Source organism: Bacillus sp. 01N45 (assembly GCF_056399205.1).
Genome location: NZ_JBFTQW010000004.1, coordinates 37,810 through 55,320, shown reverse-complemented (window position 1 = coordinate 55,320; position 17,511 = coordinate 37,810). Strand labels below are relative to the sequence as shown.

Annotated in this window: 11 protein-coding genes and 1 pseudogene; all 12 read left to right on the top strand. The window is 33.4% G+C overall.

Going from position 1 to position 17,511, the window contains the following annotated elements; translation table 11 throughout:
- The first annotated feature begins 27 nt into the window (after positions 1-27).
- The 12 genes and pseudogenes from hblA to sdaAB all read left to right on the top strand — a co-directional run bounded on the left by hblA (position 28) and on the right by sdaAB (position 17,501).
- The gene (gene hblA / locus AC1DMU_RS10780; protein ID WP_000591974.1) at positions 28-1,155 is read left to right on the top strand and encodes a hemolysin BL binding component B; all 1,128 of its coding nucleotides are present in this window, start codon (positions 28-30) and stop codon (positions 1,153-1,155) included.
- Positions 1,156-1,480: 325 nt separating this feature from the next.
- Positions 1,481-2,878, top strand: a complete 1,398-nt coding sequence (gene hblB / locus AC1DMU_RS10775) for a hemolysin BL regulatory component HblB (protein ID WP_088063997.1) — start codon at positions 1,481-1,483, stop codon at positions 2,876-2,878.
- A gap of 412 nt (positions 2,879-3,290) precedes the next feature.
- On the top strand, positions 3,291-4,838 hold the full coding sequence (locus tag AC1DMU_RS10770; RefSeq protein ID WP_044444144.1) for a spore germination protein: 1,548 nt from the start codon (positions 3,291-3,293) through the stop codon (positions 4,836-4,838).
- A 4-nt stretch (positions 4,839-4,842) separates the two neighbouring features.
- Positions 4,843-5,946: a GerAB/ArcD/ProY family transporter gene (locus tag AC1DMU_RS10765; protein WP_044444145.1), complete on the top strand. Its 1,104-nt coding sequence runs from the start codon at positions 4,843-4,845 to the stop codon at positions 5,944-5,946.
- Positions 5,943-7,046 carry a Ger(x)C family spore germination protein gene (locus tag AC1DMU_RS10760; protein ID WP_476941497.1) on the top strand — a complete coding sequence of 368 codons (1,104 nt, stop codon included), beginning with the start codon at positions 5,943-5,945 and terminating at the stop codon, positions 7,044-7,046. The genes AC1DMU_RS10765 and AC1DMU_RS10760 overlap by 4 nt, the downstream gene beginning before the upstream one ends.
- A gap of 190 nt (positions 7,047-7,236) precedes the next feature.
- A pseudogene (locus AC1DMU_RS10755) lies at positions 7,237-7,446 on the top strand (IS4 family transposase); the annotation flags it as partial.
- A gap of 600 nt (positions 7,447-8,046) precedes the next feature.
- Positions 8,047-10,452, top strand: coding sequence for a PAS domain S-box protein (locus AC1DMU_RS10750; RefSeq protein ID WP_088063996.1), 2,406 nt, complete (start codon positions 8,047-8,049; stop codon positions 10,450-10,452).
- A 275-nt stretch (positions 10,453-10,727) separates the two neighbouring features.
- The gene (locus AC1DMU_RS10745) at positions 10,728-12,944 is read left to right on the top strand and encodes a binary toxin-like calcium binding domain-containing protein (RefSeq protein ID WP_088063995.1); all 2,217 of its coding nucleotides are present in this window, start codon (positions 10,728-10,730) and stop codon (positions 12,942-12,944) included.
- Positions 12,945-13,314: 370 nt separating this feature from the next.
- Positions 13,315-14,028, top strand: a complete 714-nt coding sequence (locus AC1DMU_RS10740) for a response regulator transcription factor (RefSeq protein WP_088063994.1) — start codon at positions 13,315-13,317, stop codon at positions 14,026-14,028.
- Positions 14,025-15,083 (top strand): sensor histidine kinase, encoded by a 1,059-nt coding sequence (locus tag AC1DMU_RS10735; protein WP_142291778.1) that lies wholly within the window; start codon positions 14,025-14,027, stop codon positions 15,081-15,083. The genes AC1DMU_RS10740 and AC1DMU_RS10735 overlap by 4 nt, the downstream gene beginning before the upstream one ends.
- A gap of 98 nt (positions 15,084-15,181) precedes the next feature.
- Positions 15,182-15,679 (top strand): DM13 domain-containing protein, encoded by a 498-nt coding sequence (locus AC1DMU_RS10730; RefSeq protein ID WP_002017161.1) that lies wholly within the window; start codon positions 15,182-15,184, stop codon positions 15,677-15,679.
- Between the two features lie 1,123 nt (positions 15,680-16,802).
- On the top strand, positions 16,803-17,501 hold the full coding sequence (gene sdaAB / locus AC1DMU_RS10725) for an L-serine ammonia-lyase, iron-sulfur-dependent subunit beta (protein WP_088063993.1): 699 nt from the start codon (positions 16,803-16,805) through the stop codon (positions 17,499-17,501).
- The last annotated feature ends 10 nt before the right edge of the window (positions 17,502-17,511 follow it).

Here is a 17,511-nt window from a genome sequence, read left to right as displayed (position 1 = left end):
TTAAAACCTAAATTGGAGGAAAATGAAATGATAAAAAAAATCCCTTACAAATTACTCGCTGTATCGACGTTATTAACTATTACAACCGCTAATGTAGTTTCACCAGTAACAACTTTTGCAAGTGAAATTGAACAAACGAACAATGGAGATACGGCTCTTTCTGCAAATGAAGCAAGAATGAAAGAGACCTTGCAAAAGGCCGGTTTATTTGCAAAATCTATGAATGCCTATTCTTATATGTTAATTAAAAATCCAGATGTGAACTTTGAAGGAATTACTATTAATGGATATGTGGATTTACCTGGTAGAATTGTACAAGATCAAAAGAATGCAAGAGCACATGCTGTTACTTGGGATACAAAAGTAAAAAAACAGCTTTTAGATACATTGACTGGTATTGTTGAATATGATACAACATTTGACAATTATTATGAAACAATGGTAGAGGCGATTAATACAGGGGATGGAGAAACTTTAAAAGAAGGGATTACAGATTTACGAGGTGAAATTCAACAAAATCAAAAGGTTGCACAACAACTAATAGAAGAATTAACTAAATTAAGAGACTCTATTGGACAAGATGTTAGAGCATTTGGAAGCAATAAAGATCTCTTGCAGTCGATTTTAAAAAACCAAGGTGCAGATGTTGAAGCCGATCAAAAGCGTCTAGAAGAAGTATTAGGATCAGTAAACTATTATAAACAATTAGAATCTGATGGGTTTAATGTAATGAAGGGTGCTATTTTGGGTCTACCGATAATTGGCGGTATTATAGTAGGAGTAGCAAGAGATAATTTAGGTAAGTTAGAGCCTTTATTAGCAGAATTACGTCAGACCGTGGATTATAAAGTAACATTAAATCGCGTAGTTGGAGTTGCTTATAGTAATATTAATGAAATGCACAAGGCACTTGATGATGCTATTAACGCTCTTACTTATATGTCCACGCAGTGGCATGATCTAGATTCTCAATATTCGGGCGTTCTAGGGCATATTGAGAATGCAGCTCAAAAAGCGGATCAAAATAAATTTAAATTCTTAAAACCTAATTTAAATGCAGCGAAAGACAGTTGGAAAACATTAAGAACAGATGCTGTTACATTAAAAGAAGGGATAAAGGAATTAAAAGTGGAAACTGTTACTCCACAAAAATAGGGAAATATTAATTCTGTTGCAAAGTGAACCATAACATAGAGAGTCTATGATTACACTGTTAAACAGTAAAGCATTAATTAATAAATCCTTATATATTAAAAAGGCGGAGTCTCATTAAAGACTTCGCCTTTCACTTATATATAAGTTATATCCAAATAAAAAGATAGCCATGTAGTTTACTTGTTTTTAAAAATTTGTAACAGAATCGATTAATAGGGGACAGGTTATATAGATTTGCTTAATAATATTGAATCTATGCAACTACATCGTCTTTTAATAAGAATAGGACTTGAAATCAAACTCTATACAGGAGGAATAAGAAAAGATGAAAAAAAAACCTTATAAAATACTGGCTGTATCAGCATTTTTAATTATGACAACTACCTATGCAGTCACACCAGTAGCAACCTTTGCAATTGAAACTGAACAAACGAACACTGGAGATATGTCTCTTTCAGCAAATGAAGAAAAGATGAAAAAAACTGTACAAGATGCTGGGTTATTTGCAAAAGCTATGAATGAATATTCTTATTTGCTAATTAATAATCCGGATGTGAGTTTTGAAGGAATTTCTATTAATGGGTATGCAGATTTACCTAGTAAAATTGTACAGGATCAAAAGAATGCAAGAGCACATGCTGTTACATGGAATACAAAATTAAAAAAACAGCTTTTAGATACATTGACCGGCATTATTGAATACGATACAAAGCTTGAAAATTATTATGAAACATTAGTAGAGGCGATCAATAATGGAAATGGGGATACTTTAAAAAAGGGGATTAAAGATTTAAGGGGGGGAATTCAACAAAACCAAAAGTCTGCAAAAGCATTAATAGAAGAATTAACTAAATTTAAAAACGCTATTGGAGAAGATGTTAGAGTATTTGGAAGCCATAAAGAGACCTTGCAATCGATTTTAAAAAACCAAGGAGCTGATGTGGAGACTGATCAAAAGCGTTTAGATGAAGTTTTTGGACAAGTAAACTATTATAAGAAATTAGAATCTGATGGATTAATAATGGTGAAAATACCTTTTATCCCCACGCTTATTTCTGGTGGCATAATGATAGGTACTGCTAGAGATAATTTAGGTCGATTAGAGCCTGCTTTAGCAGAATTACGTAAAACTGTAGATTATAAAATTACATTAAATCGTGTAGTCGGAGTTGCATTTCATAATATTAGTGATATGCATAGTACGATTGATAGTGCTATTACTGCTCTTACTTATATGTCCACACAATGGGATGATTTAGACTCTCAATATTCGGGTGTACTGGGGCATATTGATAAAGCAGATGAAAAAGCTGATCAAAATAGATATAAATTTTTAAAGCCTAACTTGAATTCAGCTAAAGATAGTTGGAAAATATTAAGAACAGATGTTGTCACATTACTAGAAGGCATAAAAATTGCAGAGAAGAAAGAACAGGATTTTATGAATCTACTTCGTCCATCAAACGTTTTTTACTTTTATAAAAAAATCCATAACGCATACACTTTTGAAATAAAGACTGGAACAAATGCACCAAATGCGTCTTATAAAGTTATGAATTTAACTAAAAACACTGTTCATCATATGTGGAGTGGAGGTGCTAGTACAAGCATGTGGGCTGACTGGCTTTCATTCAATCCAAATGATGAATTTGCGGTGGTAGCAGTAGTGGATGGGAAAGAATATGTTGTGTATAAAGACAAAGTAGAAAATATAATGAACTGAACCCCAAAAAATGTATTAATTGGGGATGGTACACATCGCTATCAAGCTAAGAAAAACAAATACCCCCAGAACGAAATTTTGTGCTAATTTTTAACAGAAAAGCTCATTTTTTCGTTTTGGGGTGAAWCTATTTTCTTAAGTTGATGGGCATGGGGGGTATCTCAAAATCTTAGCTTGATGGGCATGTGGCGGTACCCCACATCCATCAACTTAAGGATTTACACTATTCTTGAAGTTAAAAGCAGGTTACTATTTTCTTATGTTAATGAGAATTGCAACCTGCCTTTATGAAATATGCACCAAAAACTTTATAGTAATAAGTCTGGCGTTATCTCTCTAATTATTAGGATATTTTTTCTTCATATATGCATACTAAACATACTATAGAAGGTGCATAGAAGGTGAGGAAGCCATGACTAAATTTCTGAAATGGTTAAAATATAGAGAAAATCCTAAATCATGTTCAATACGAGACGATACTCCTGTTCCCCAAAAAAATATAGAAGACTCTCTCTTAGAAGCTAGTTTATCGAAGAATATAGCTGAGCTTCAGAATGTATTTCATCAATCACCTGATCTAGTGATTCGACGGTTTCAAATGACAGAAGCTGGACTAGAAGCCGCTTTAGTATATTTGTCTGGATTAACAGATAAAGAATTGATTCAAAATCATGTTCTAAGTCCTTTGATGAATAGTGATTTTGATACCAATACAGAACTTCCCATTACATTAGGACAAATTAAAATTATTAATACGTGGAGTCAGAGTGAAAATGCTATTTTAGAAGGGGATAGTGTTTTATTAATTCACGGTCGAACTACAGCGTATCAATTGGACACAAAAGGATGGCCGCAAAGAAGTATTGAAGATGCTCATAACGAAATATCTCTAAAAGGTGGGCATCAAGGATTTGTAGAAACCGGAGCTCAAAATATCACAATGATTCGAAGGTATATTCCACATCGCCAATTAATGATAAAAGAGATAACAATTGGTTTACGAAGCAAAACAAAGATTTCTATTTTATATTTAAAAGATGTAACTTCTGAGGATGTGCTAAAGGAATTAGAAACACGGATTCAAAGTATAACAGTTGATGCTGTTACTAGTACAGGTGAACTTATTGAATTCATTGAAGATAACCCGTACTCACCATTTCCACAATTTATGTTAACAGAAAGACCTGATTTAGCCGTATCGCACATTCTACAGGGCAGATTTGTGACTGTAGTGGATCATTCGCCAAATGTATTAATTGCTCCAACAAATTTCATCTCTTTTTTTCAAGGGGTGGATGATTACGGTACAAGATGGCTAGTTGCTTCGTTTATTCGTATACTTCGTTTTATCGCCTTTTTGGTTGCTCTATTTTTGCCAGCGAGTTATGTTGCGTTTATTTCCTTTAATTTCGAAGTTATTCCTGTAGAGCTTTATTTATCTATTGCAGAGTCAAGAACAAGCGTACCTTTTGCTCCAGTAATGGAAGCATTACTTATGGAAATAACGCTGGAAATGATGAGAGAAGGGGCCTTACGCCTGCCTACCCCGATTGGTCAGACAGTTGGAATGGTAGGAGGTATTATCATTGGACAAGCAGCTGTTCAGGCCGGAATTGTAAGTAACATTATGATTATTGTTGTTGCTGTTACAGCCATCTCTTCTTTTATTATCCCTAACTATGATATGGGATCTGCAGTTAGACTTTTACGATTCCCCATGATGATCTTAGCTGCATTATTTGGAATTGTAGGACTGGTTATCGGGTGGATGACATTAATTGGACATCTTATCAGTCTTGAATCGCTAGGAACTCCTTATGGAACACCGTTAGCACCGTTTCGCTTTGCAGATATGAAAGATACTTTTATACGCTTTCCTTTATGGGCAATCAGAAGGCGTCCTAAGGGTACAGGAGCTATTCAATCTATTCGACAAGGTAAGAATCATAACAAAAGGTGAAATTATGAAAAAATATGCCTATAATGACATCACTCTTATGCAGTATATTGTTTTAATCAATGGAATGCAGGTCGGCACTGGCGTTCTATCTCTTCCACGTGTGCTTGCAGAAAAAGCTGGAACAGATGGATGGATAGCTATATTGATTGGCTGGATATTCTCCACAATATCAGGTGTTTTTATTGTGAAAACAGCTGCAAAATATCCCGAGGACACACTTTACGAAATTCTTATACGATTTTTCGGGAAAATAATAGGGAAAACACTTGTTGTTATTTACATGATGTACTTCGCTTTTTATTCTTGTACTGTTCTTGTGAACGCTATGCTTTATCTTAAGGGATGGCTTCTTCCAAAAACGCCTGATTATCTAGTTATCTTTTTGTTTTCGATTCCTACCTTTCTTGTCGCACGTAACGGCCCTCGTATTATAGGGCGGTACTCCGAACTTACTTTTTATATGTTGCTTTGGATTCCGTTATTTTTTTTGGTACCTCTTAAAGAGAACGGAAGTTGGATGCCATTCTTTCCGCTCTTAAAAGAGGGGTGGAAGCCTATATTAACGGCTGTGCCGACCACTATCTATGCTTATTTAGGATTTGACATTGCGTTCTTTTTATATCCCTTTTTACGAAAAAAACAGTATGCAGTCCATGGAATGGTTATTGCAAACACTTTAACGATGTTATTTTATTTATTCGCTACTATTGTTTGCTTTGCCTATTTTAGCCCTGATAGCATTACGCAATTTAACCAACCGGTACTAAATTTACTTAAAGTAATTGAATTTCGGTTTTTAGAACGTTTTGACATGATTTTATTGGCTACTTACTTGCCCGTTGTTTCTACATGCTGGATTCCTGCAATATTCTGTTCTGTATTTTGTTCAAGCCGATTACTTGGGAAACAAGATCACAGCTCTCATGTAGTTATTCTCTTATTACTCATTATCGGCTTCGTATTCTGGATTAGTCCTAGTTGGAATCAAGCCGAAACGGGACTACAGGTGTTATCGAATGCTGGGATTGGGTTAACCTATATATTACCTATCATTTTATGGATGTATGGCTGGCTATATGAGAAGTCTCATTGGGGGAAGATACATTGAAAAGAAAAGTACTATGTTGTATTTTGTTATCGGTGTTCATGATGACTGGATGCTTTGATCAAACAAATATTGAAGATGTTTCCCTTACTCTTGTACTTGGTATCGATTTAGATCGTAATAATAATCTATTGGTGTACATGTCAAGTCCTGTTTTTAATAAAGAAGCCAAGGTAAAAGAAGAAGTTACGGGTGTGAAATCTGCTACGATTCGAAATTCTAGAGACAAATTTGATGCTACTGTTATGGCACTTACCTCGGGAAGTAAAACACAGGTGATTTTAGTTGGAAAACGGCTATTGAAACAAAAAAATTGGATGAAATATCTCGATCCATTTCAACGAGACCCCAAAAATACAGTTACTACAAGGGTTGTTGCTGTTGATGGACCTGTTTCGGACGTCATCTTTTATAACCCAAAAGATAAGCCGCGTCTTCCTCTATATTTAACAAAACTAGTTGATACAGCCTCTTTAAGAAATATCACAGTAAAAACAAATCTTCAAGAACTACATGAACAAATGGCAGACAAAGGGGTAACAGCGAATATTACTGAAATGAAAAAAACGAATAAAATATTTGTGGCAGGTACAGCTTTGTTAGATGAAAAAGGAAGGCATAAATTAACGCTAAAACCTGATGAAAACAAACTATTACGCATTTTGCAACAAGGAACTACAGGTGATTTTTCATTTACAATCCCAATTAAACTAAAGTCGGATAGCCAGGATAAAGATTGGATAAGCTTTGCTGCCTATAACATTAAAGTAAAGACAAAGGCAAGATATGATAATAAATTTATATTTAATACAGATATAAAGATGAAGGTCGGCATTACAGAACAGCTTTTTTCGTTCAATACAAGAAAGGATGGAGTAAAATTACAAAAGGCGATTGAAACTAAGCTGGAAGCTGATTTCAAGCAATTAATAAAGAAAATRCAAACTGCCAATATTGATCCTATTGGGCTTGGGAGATATGCAAGAACTTACACATATCCAGAATGGAAAAAAGTCCAAAATAAATGGAATAATGAATTAGCAAAGGGCGATGTAAACGTCAAGGTAAATGTGAAAATTGGTGGGATGGGGACAATTAAGTAACAGGAGTTCAACTGAGATTCGTACTAAATTTACAAGTATCTTCAATTTTAGAATGGGAATTTTCTTTAATAGGAGTACCCCCCCGTACCCATCAACTTAAGGATTTAGACTATTCTTAAACTTAAAAGCACGTTACTATTCTCTTATGTTAATGAGAAAGGGTGACGTGCTTTTTATGAATATGCATCAAAAACAAGAGCGATTAGAATGCCACCTTTATGGACAACTCATTAGTATCCTATTATGTTCTTCTACTATGTTTAAAATGAGAGAACTCCTGTTACGTAAGAAACAAAAAGAACTAAGTGAATATAAAGCGATGTACATAATTAAAGATTATTTCTTACTTTTTCATCAAGCACTACATAAAAACACCCTAAGCAAAAAATACAATAGGCTGCCCATATGGACAGCTCATTTACATAATTCTCGTTATTAATAGACAACAATGGATAGAATTTTCGTTTTGGGGTGAATCTATTTTCTTAAGTTGATGGGCATGGGGATGGTACACTAAACTAGACACCAAGTTAAGTGAAAAATTGAACGGCATAAGGCTCCTTATTTCCTAGAACACCTAGCTAAAGCAAAAGAATTTGTACAGCAAAAAAGTGAATATTGAATCAAGGTGCTGGTTGCTTTATGTGTATGGCTTAACCAAAAGATTGCAAATACATTAAAAGAGTAACTTGTAATAAAGATATTGCAATATTTTTAAAGCGAAAAGCCGAAATTGAGGAATTTGAAGAATTGTAATAGTGAAGGAATTGATTAATTTATAAAAAACATTTAAATAAAAAGAGAGAATAAATACCTTATTTTTGGGGTGTTTGAAGGTTCAAATGGAAGATTCTCTGGTTTTCGATTTGAATCAAAATGATACTATTTACATGTACTGTCATGTAGGGAATTATATTTTTTACACCTGAACTGTTTGTACTATTTGTAGGATTTTCAGTTTTTTTGTCGAATATATCTTTAATGCAAGGAGGGACATTACATGATTATTAAAGACTATTTTATCAATCTTTCTATTTTTTCTTTATTAGTTAGCGCAGCGATATTTATTCAAGTGTTTTTGATTCATTCCAGGCGATATTTCGAAAAATTCTATGGAGGGATTATTGCAGTTACTTTGATGCTCTTTTCTTTTCCATACATGGGATTTTCCTACGATCTTCGAGTTGTTCCTCTTATTCTATCTTTTATTTACTTTGGTCGCATTGCTGGTTGGATTACATTAATTAGCATTATTATAATGCGTATCTTTTACATTGGAGGTTACTGGGAACCTCCTGTGATTGCTTATTTAGGTTTGGGTATCCTATTTGTTACTTTTAAAACATATTTTAAAAACCTTCATCCTTTTAAAAGTGCATCTTTATATTTTTTTGTTTTTGTCGGAATAAAGTGGTTAGTTGGTGTATTCTTTAATACTAAGTTACTTTACACTGGAGGCTTATTATATATAGCTTTAGGGCTTTTAATTGGGCTATTTCTTATGGAAGCCTACCAGAGATTATATTATTTAACACAGGACTTATCTAAAATGAATCGGGAATTAAAAAAATCCAAGCAAGAACTCACAGATACCGTACATGAGCTTCAAGGAGGGATTTTTAAATTTAAAAAAGTGGGTAAGCACTTTATACACACTTTATGTGATGGACAGTTTTATTATCAAAAAGGATTTTATTCTGAACAGGTGGTAGGGAAAAGCTTACGGACTATTGATGCTTCTATTGTTCCACCACATTTAGTTCCACAATTGATGAAGTATTATCTTCAGGCATGGGAAGGGAAAGAAATTATATTCGAATTACCCTGGCCAGATGATAAAACGATTATTCTTATTGCACTTAGGCCGATTAAACGAAATGGACAAGTTATGGAAGTTGTTGGTTCTATAGTCGATATAACCGAAAGGAAAAAGGTAGAATCAGAATTAAGGGCTACCAAAGAATTACTAGAATCATTTATAAAGCATAATGTAGATGCTATTACCATTTCTGATCGAGAAGGGCATATTTTACAAGCAAATAAAGCTTATGAAAAGATATTTGGATGGTCATTACAAGAAATCATAGGTAAGAGATTACCCTGTGTACCAGATTTCTTAATGGAAGAATCACTTAAAAATATTCAGAAAATTCTAACGAGTGAATCCGTAGTTACCAGATTAGAAACTGTTAGACGACGTAACGATGGAAGTCTTCTTGATGTCAGTCTGACAGTTTCTCCTATACTAGACGTAAGAGGAAATGTGATAGCTTTATCTGCAATATGTAGAGACATCTCTGAAAGAAAACAAGCAGAAAGAGAACGACAGCGATTACACCAACAATTAAAAGATAGTGAAATGAAGTACCGTGCACTAATCGAACAAGCAACTGATGCAGTATATGTAGTAGAGCTGAATGAAAATCATGTTCCAAGTCGATTCATTGAGGTAAACCCTGTTGGTTGTAAAAGATTTGGATATAGTAGAGAAGAGCTGCTCTCGTTACCATTTCCAAATGTAGTACCACAAGATTCTAAAATGATTGTAAGGTTGTTAGAAAAAATTAGAGAGGGACAAACTTCCTTCACTTTGCAAGATGAATATGTTTTTCCAACAGGAAAAATAATAACAACTGAGTTTAGTGTCCGTGTTTTTAACTTAAATGGTAAAAAAGTTTTCCTAAGTATTTCTCGTGATATCACTGAACGGCTAAAAACAGAAGAATTACTACGGAAATCTGAAAAACTTGCTGTCGTAGGACAATTAGCGACTGCAATGGCTCATGAAATTAATAATCCATTAACCGCAATGAAAGGGTTTATGCAATTACTAAAATCAACGGAAACTGAGAATAATCGGGGTTATATAAATATAGTATCATCAGAGATTGAGCGTATAGAAAGTATTACTAATGAATTTATGGCGGTAGCCAAACCACAGGTGGTAAAGATACAACCTAATGATATTAGTGTGCTAATGGATCAAGTTTTAATGCTACTGCAACCTCAAGCAATGATGAATAATATAAAAATTAGAATTGATTTTACACCTGGTATTCCACTGATTCCATGTGAAGGAAATCAATTAAAACAAGTATTTGTTAATATTATAAAAAATGCAATTGAATCCATGCCAACAGGAGGAGAAATTTTGATTCAATTTGATAAACTTGATAATAATCAAATAAGGATTCGCTTTATCGATCAAGGATGTGGGATTCCAAAAGAACGTATACCATATTTAGGAGAACCTTTTTACAGTATTAAGGAAGAGGGAATCGGCTTAGGATTAATGGTCTGTTATAAAATTATTGAAACACACCAGGGGAAGGTATTTATTGAGAGTGAAGTGAATAAGGGGACTATAGTTGAAGTCACTCTCCCAATTTGCACACTTCAAAATTAATACATTCTTTTACTGAAATTTTGTAAGTTAGTGAGCAGTTAGCTTTGGCTAGCTGCTTTTTTGTATATATTGTAATCGATTCTTCATATTACGGCTTTTTGATGTTTCATATATAGATTTTATGGCTTTTAAAAACTCTGTAAGTGTTTTGTAATATTTACGAGAGACTTTTTTAACAGTTATGAGAGAGAAAAGAAAGATTTGTTATATATGATGAAATTAATCTTACTAGTAGGTGTTCTAATGGATCTAGAAACAAAGGAGGAAAAATAACAATGAAACAATTGAAGCCAGCAATTAGTGTATTAGGTAGTGTATCAATGGCACTGACTTTAGCATCTCCTGCTTTAGCAGATGTAAAACAACCGAATCCAGGAGGTACAGTTGAAATATTCAAAGAGAATGCAGATGTAAAAAAAGAAGATAAGAATTTCACGCTCGGATCTGATGGAGAAATAGGTTCACTCATTACACAAAACATTGAAATGGCAAACAACGATTGGGATAAAGATGGTATTTCCAACGACTTAGAGATTAATGGATATAAAATTGAATTCAATTCACAAACTGGAAAAAATGAAGCGAAAGCATGGGATCCCGAGAAGGATAAAGGGAAACCAAAATTTATATCGAATCCTATGAATGCAAATACGGATGGTGATCCTTTTACTGATATGTATGAGGTTGAGAATTATAACAACGATTCTGATACTAATTTCAATCCGATAGTTGCCAACATGCCGAATTTGCAAATTGGTGTCAAACGAATTGAAGTAATTCCTATTGCAACCATTACGGATAATAATGGTGGATCAGTTAGTAGAGGATGGGAAAAAAGTGTATCTACACAACATTCATTTAATGTAGGTTTAAGTGGTTCAGGTGGTGTAGAAGGCTCAGCAGCCGGTCCTGTTCCTTCCGGAAGTGTTTCAGCAAATGTGGGATACGGATATTCAAAAACAACTACGGAAACGGAGAGTTATACAAATAATTTTGATTGGTCTACTGCAACAACTGTGGATACAGCGAACGCAGCAAAATTACGTGTACATTTGGAATATAAGAATGTAGGAACAGCATCCGCTGAAAATGTTTCGCCTCATTTTAATATTCGTTTAGGAAACAAAATTATTAATACTGTAAAGGCAACACAAGATCGTTATAAAGCAAACTACTTAAGTACAGAAAAAGGTGGACGGAATAAAACAGAAGTAGTAATTGACAGTTTAGAAGGACAAGCAGATGCGAATATTGTCTTATCTTTGGATGAATTGAAAGCTGTTGAACAAGGGGAACTTCTTTCGATTGAAGTTTTACCTACAAGTACAATGGATTTATCTATTGAAAAAGGTGAAGAAATTATGCATTTGGGGGATTCAGGGAGATATGAGTCTAGAGTAAATGCAGCTACTGAACAATTAGAAACAGATATAGGAAATATACCAAAGTTTAGGGTATATACTCCTAAAGACAAATCTCTTGCTGATAAGCCAGTTTTATCCTATAACGAAGTTTTTCAACAGGTAAATATAGATACGAAAAAAGTAAATCATATTGTAAACAAGGCTAAAAGTACTAATAACGTATCAGTGGTTTCAGCTAATAATGGAACTGATGCATTGAACGATTTAAAAGCGGGACAGGGAGATCGCGGTTATTTACATAAAGACTCTGTACACGGAGCTTTTGCAAAACTACAGCACCCAACATTAGTAGAAGGTAGTTATGATTCTGTGACGCAAAAGATTAGGGCAACAATTTTACCTGGTTTATTTGGAGTGAGTAAAGATATTCCTACTACTTATAGTAAGAAATGGAATGCTCCGTCACAAACAGTAACACTGGTTAAACGTGAAAATGGATTTACATATGAGTCTAGAGAAAATATACACCCTATTAAATCTGAAATTGCTGCGCACAGAAAAGTTACATTTGAAATCAATGACGCACACAATCTAACGCCTACACAAAAGATTGATACTGAAATTAAAGCTAATAAAGAATTTGAAGATTATGTAGTAGATAATTCAGGTGAATTTGTTACAGAAGGAGTTCCTTATACCGTGGCTTCATATGGAAATACAGCTTATTTGGGAAGTCATCATGCAGGGAATAAATGGGAGTATCTTTGGGCTGAAAAATCTAGCGATGAAAAAGTGAATGTAATTATTGAAAGAGTAGGTCAACCTAAACCTGGAAAACCAATTAAAAAGGATGAAGAGGTATTAATTAAATTTCAAAATCCTATTTATTCAGATTATGCATATTTAAAACTTCAAGATAGTTATATCCATTTAGATCAAAAACAGAACGCAAGTACTTTTAAATTTAATCATGCATATCCAAAGAATTTCACTGGACACCATAAGCAATGGAACATACTATCTAATGGTAATAAGTTAAAGGTAGGATATTTAATCGATTATATGAAATATGGTAATGGAGAGAATGGGACTGATACTATAGCATGGAATCTATCAAGAGTTCAGTAATAGGTAACAGTTCTGTTGCTAAGTTTGAAAAGAGAACCGGAAATGAATTGTATCTGAAAAGTTAGATGCAAAAATTTAGGTTACTATTAAGGAATGAGTTCGATGTTGAATCGGACTCATTCCTTTTAATTTATATATGATTTAGAAACTACTATTTTAAATACTTATCTAGTCATATAAGTAATCAAATGTTAAGATTACTATCTGTATTACATGATTTATTTTCCGAATTTTCATTCGTTTCGAGGGTGAAATGTGGAATTCTGATTTATTTATGTGATTAGTTTTTATATCTTTACCTATAAAGATATTTTTATTGGATAATAGAAAAAATTTTTTGTTATTGGTGAAAAAGAAGTGAGGATAGTATATGAAGAAAAGAATTTTAATCGTAGAAGATGAAGAAAATATTCGAGAAGTATGCAAACGGTATTTAGAAAGAGAAGAATATGAAGTTTATACCGCTGTAAATGGTAAAGAAGGTTGGGATTTATTTCTTACACATCAACCAGATTTAATTATATTAGATTTGATGATGCCAAAAAAAGATGGATGGGGATTATGCGAGGAAATTCGTCAACAATCAAATGTCCCTATTATTATGTTAACTGCTAAGGGAGAGGAAAGGGATCGAATTTTAGGCTTAACAATGGGGGCAGATGATTATTTAACAAAACCATTTTCCCCTCGTGAATTAGTATTAAGGATTCAAATTATACTAAGAAGAGGAAGCCATGTACAAATACAAGCGAAAGAATCCTTATTGGAAGTGATAGAGTTTCCAGATTTAAAAATATATCCAAAGACAAGATATGTACTTGTTTGTAATAAGGAAGTGGAGTTAACGGTGAAAGAGTTTGAGGTACTTTATCTCATGGCAAAGCATCCAAAACAAGTATTTTCTCGCTCGCAGCTTCTTGAATTAATTTGGGATTTTGGACATGAAGGGGCATCAAACACAGTTACTGTGTTAGTGAGTCGTTTACGTGAAAAGCTCGAGAAGCATACGATAAAGAATCGTTGGATTCATACGGTTTGGGGTATAGGATATCGCTTTGAGCCAAATGGAGGAAATGAAACATGAGATTACGTATTCAATTGTTACTCATGAATCTATTAAGTACTAGTATTATGGTAATTGCTATATGGTATAGTGATACGAAAATGTTACTTGAACCGGAACAAACGCGGTTATTAACAGTAATTGCATTTGTGGCATTCATTATTTCAACGTTTATTTATTGGTTAATGACACGTCCTATCATGAGATCTATACAAAATTTAATAAAATTGACGAAACAATTTAGTGATAGACACTTTGAAACGATGTATATAATTGGGCAAGAACCACGTGAGTTTAAAGAATTGGCAACAGCCTTTCAACAGATGGCAAAAAAATTAGAAGAAGGGTTTACTAAGTTAGAGGAACAGGAAAACTCTCGTAAGGAGCTAATTACCAATATCTCACACGACTTACGAACACCTATGACTAGCATGCAAATGATGATAGAAGCATTACAAGATAACCTGATTGAAGATCCTGAAATGAAAAAGCAATACTTAGCAACGGTTTTAAAAGAAATAGAAAGATTAAATGGATTAATTAACGACTTATTTGATCTTTCAAAGTTAGAGTTTGAGCAAGTAGATTTTCACCCAAGTTTCACACATTTAGATAAAGTTCTATTAGATGTATTAGAGTCACATTCTGTCTTATTAGGAAACAAACAAATCCATGTGCAATTGGATGTCCCTGATACATTACCTCGACTTTTGATTATGCCTTGTAAAATAGAAAGGGTCATAGGTAATTTATTACATAATGCAATTCGATATTCTCCTATCTCTGGAACAATTGAATTGACTGTAGTGGAAAATAAACCAACTCAACAGGTCCAATTCACTTTGCGGGATGAAGGAATGGGAATTTCTCCAAATGATCAATTACGCGTATTTGAACGTTTTTTTAGAACAGATCGATCAAGAAGTTCACAATCTGGAGGTTCCGGACTTGGATTAGCTATTGCAAAATCATTGATTGAAATGCACAAAGGGGAAATTGGTGTAAGGAATCGCACAGATGGTAAGCAGGGAAGTGAATTTTGGTTCACTCTTCCCATCACATCAGTAAAAAAATAAGACGGCTGAAAGACTTTTGTAACATTTACGTTAGAAAAATGAAAGACCTTCTTGTTAACATACTACTACACAGTATGTTACAGGAGGTTTTTTACTTTATGAAAAGAAAATATGTATGGCTTATAGGTGGTTTGATAATTGTATTGGGGATTTTATGGTCATTGTTCCGACCAGAGAAATTATTTATTGATAAGCACGTAAATGAATCATTGCCACAAGCAGAGATACAATCAACTGAAGTAAGGCAACAAAGTGATCGAGTAATAAGGGAAGGTCAGTTTCAAAACGGTGTCCATGAAACAACTGGAACGGCAAAAATTTACCAATTAGCGGATGGAAAACGTGTTTTACGACTTTCTGATTTTGCAACATCTAATGGGCCAGATGTACGAGTTGTATTAGTTCCTACAAATCGTTTGAAAAATAATGAAGACGTGAAAAACTATCAGTATATTGAATTAGGAAAATTAAAGGGAAATAAAGGAGACCAAAACTACGAAATTCCTGAAGGGATAGATGTAAGTGAATATGGTTCGGTTTCTGTTTGGTGTAAAAGATTTAATGAAAACTTTGGTGCGGTTTATTTTAATAATTAAATATGAACTTAAAATTTCCTCTTACAGGCGAAATTCATCGGGGTAATGATAATAGTTGCAGCGGACTTAGTTGCTAAGAAGGGCACTCATAAGAGTGTTTTTTTCATATTCTTCAATTTTTGTATATTTTAGAGCTATTGGACGTTTACGGAGAGATTTTATTTAGTGTGGAAGCGTACTGTCTGTGAATAGAAGGATGAATAATATGTTACAGGAAAACATTACTCTTTTATAACTTAATTTTGAAGGAACATATACTTTTTTCATTTATCGGCTTGTAAAGAAGTATGGAAATTAAAGTTTATAATTTAAAAGTCAGCTTAAAGATGCAATAAGCAATTTGAATAGTAATCTTAAGTAAATAAAAAAGAGAGAGGAGCATCGATGAGCTCTTCTCTCTTTTTAAATCTAATTAGGGTTTCCATAACTGTAAAGGGGATGGTGTAAATTGTTGGATATTACCAAAATATCACTTTAAGTTAAGATTATAAAAAAGAAGTTCCTTTTTTCTGACAATGAATATTAATACAAAATTAATGATTAATATTCAAAAATGATTTTATAGTTCATTAATTTATTACTTGCTATCTATATTAATCATTTATTGCAACAGCTTTCATGTCCAAAATTAAATGTTTCAACAAAGGATAATATAAGTATCATTATAATGATTTTCCAATATAATCAATGTGTTAATGAAAGGAACTCTGTGTTATTTTTGCTTTTCTACTAACTAATACAGCTTCAAACAAAGGACACAATTGCTACATGCTAAGTGTAATCTATTACCCATTCAAGATTCTGTTTATTCAATCTTTCTAAAAATAAAAAAATATTGTACTCATAAATATACAAGCTATAATGAGGGCGTCGAGAAAGAATTTATTACCTCTAGAGAAAGTATCAAACCTAGTTTTTTTGCAAAAATCCTAATGACATTGTAAGTAACCTTTTAAATTTGGACATACTCACATGATTACTCTAAGAAAGGTATGTGATCAAAAGGAAAAGTGTATTTGACACGAGAATGAAAGCGCATTCAATTAGATCTTGTTTTGAATCAGTCATTTTAATAACTTAGATTCAACTGTAATTAAAAATAATAAATTATGGGGGTGCTTATATGAACATGAATGTAGCATCTATTAAAGAAAAAAAGGTTGTTAAATACAAAAGTTGTTTTGATGTGATTGGGCCCATAATGATAGGTCCTTCAAGTTCACATACTGCAGGTGCTTTGGCTATTGGAACGGTAGCCAATAAATTATTTCAAGGTCTTCCAAAAAAAGTCGTGGTAAGGTATTATGAATCATTTGCTGAAACCCATAAAGGTCACGGAACTGATTTTGCAATTATTGCTGGGATATTAGGATTTGCTGCCGATGACAGCAAAGTGCCAGATGCTATTGAAATAGCAGAATCTAAAGGAATTGAAATTACCTTTATTGAAGAAGCAGGTGATAGTCCTGCTGGCCATCCAAATACGGCAGATGTATATTTAGAGGATGAAAATCGAAGTATTAGAACGATGGGGATTTCGGTTGGCGGTGGATTAATTGAAATCAAACATGTTGAAATTGACGGATTTAGTTTAGATCTGCAGGGGCCATTGCCAGTTATTATTGCGATTTCTGAAAGAGCTGACTTTGAATTTGTCTTACGCAGGATCTTTAAACAATATGATGTGGAAATAAACAACTTTCATAGTTTAGAAGAAAACAGGAAATATTTATATGCATTCGCATTGGATTCGCTATTGCCTGGTAATCTCCAGGAGGAATTAGGAAATTTAAGCAATATAGCTAAGCTCATTATTCTTTAGTTACATTAGG

Bases quoted from the DNA above. Each gene is read 5' to 3' on its own strand.
- hblA (WP_000591974.1), top strand. From the start codon at position 28: ATGATAAAAAAAATCCCTTACAAATTACTCGCTGTATCGACGTTATTA.
- hblB (WP_088063997.1), top strand. From the start codon at position 1,481: ATGAAAAAAAAACCTTATAAAATACTGGCTGTATCAGCATTTTTAATT.
- AC1DMU_RS10770 (WP_044444144.1), top strand. From the start codon at position 3,291: ATGACTAAATTTCTGAAATGGTTAAAATATAGAGAAAATCCTAAATCA.
- AC1DMU_RS10765 (WP_044444145.1), top strand. From the start codon at position 4,843: ATGAAAAAATATGCCTATAATGACATCACTCTTATGCAGTATATTGTT.
- AC1DMU_RS10750 (WP_088063996.1), top strand. From the start codon at position 8,047: ATGATTATTAAAGACTATTTTATCAATCTTTCTATTTTTTCTTTATTA.
- AC1DMU_RS10745 (WP_088063995.1), top strand. From the start codon at position 10,728: ATGAAACAATTGAAGCCAGCAATTAGTGTATTAGGTAGTGTATCAATG.
- AC1DMU_RS10740 (WP_088063994.1), top strand. From the start codon at position 13,315: ATGAAGAAAAGAATTTTAATCGTAGAAGATGAAGAAAATATTCGAGAA.
- AC1DMU_RS10735 (WP_142291778.1), top strand. From the start codon at position 14,025: ATGAGATTACGTATTCAATTGTTACTCATGAATCTATTAAGTACTAGT.
- AC1DMU_RS10730 (WP_002017161.1), top strand. From the start codon at position 15,182: ATGAAAAGAAAATATGTATGGCTTATAGGTGGTTTGATAATTGTATTG.
- sdaAB (WP_088063993.1), top strand. From the start codon at position 16,803: ATGAACATGAATGTAGCATCTATTAAAGAAAAAAAGGTTGTTAAATAC.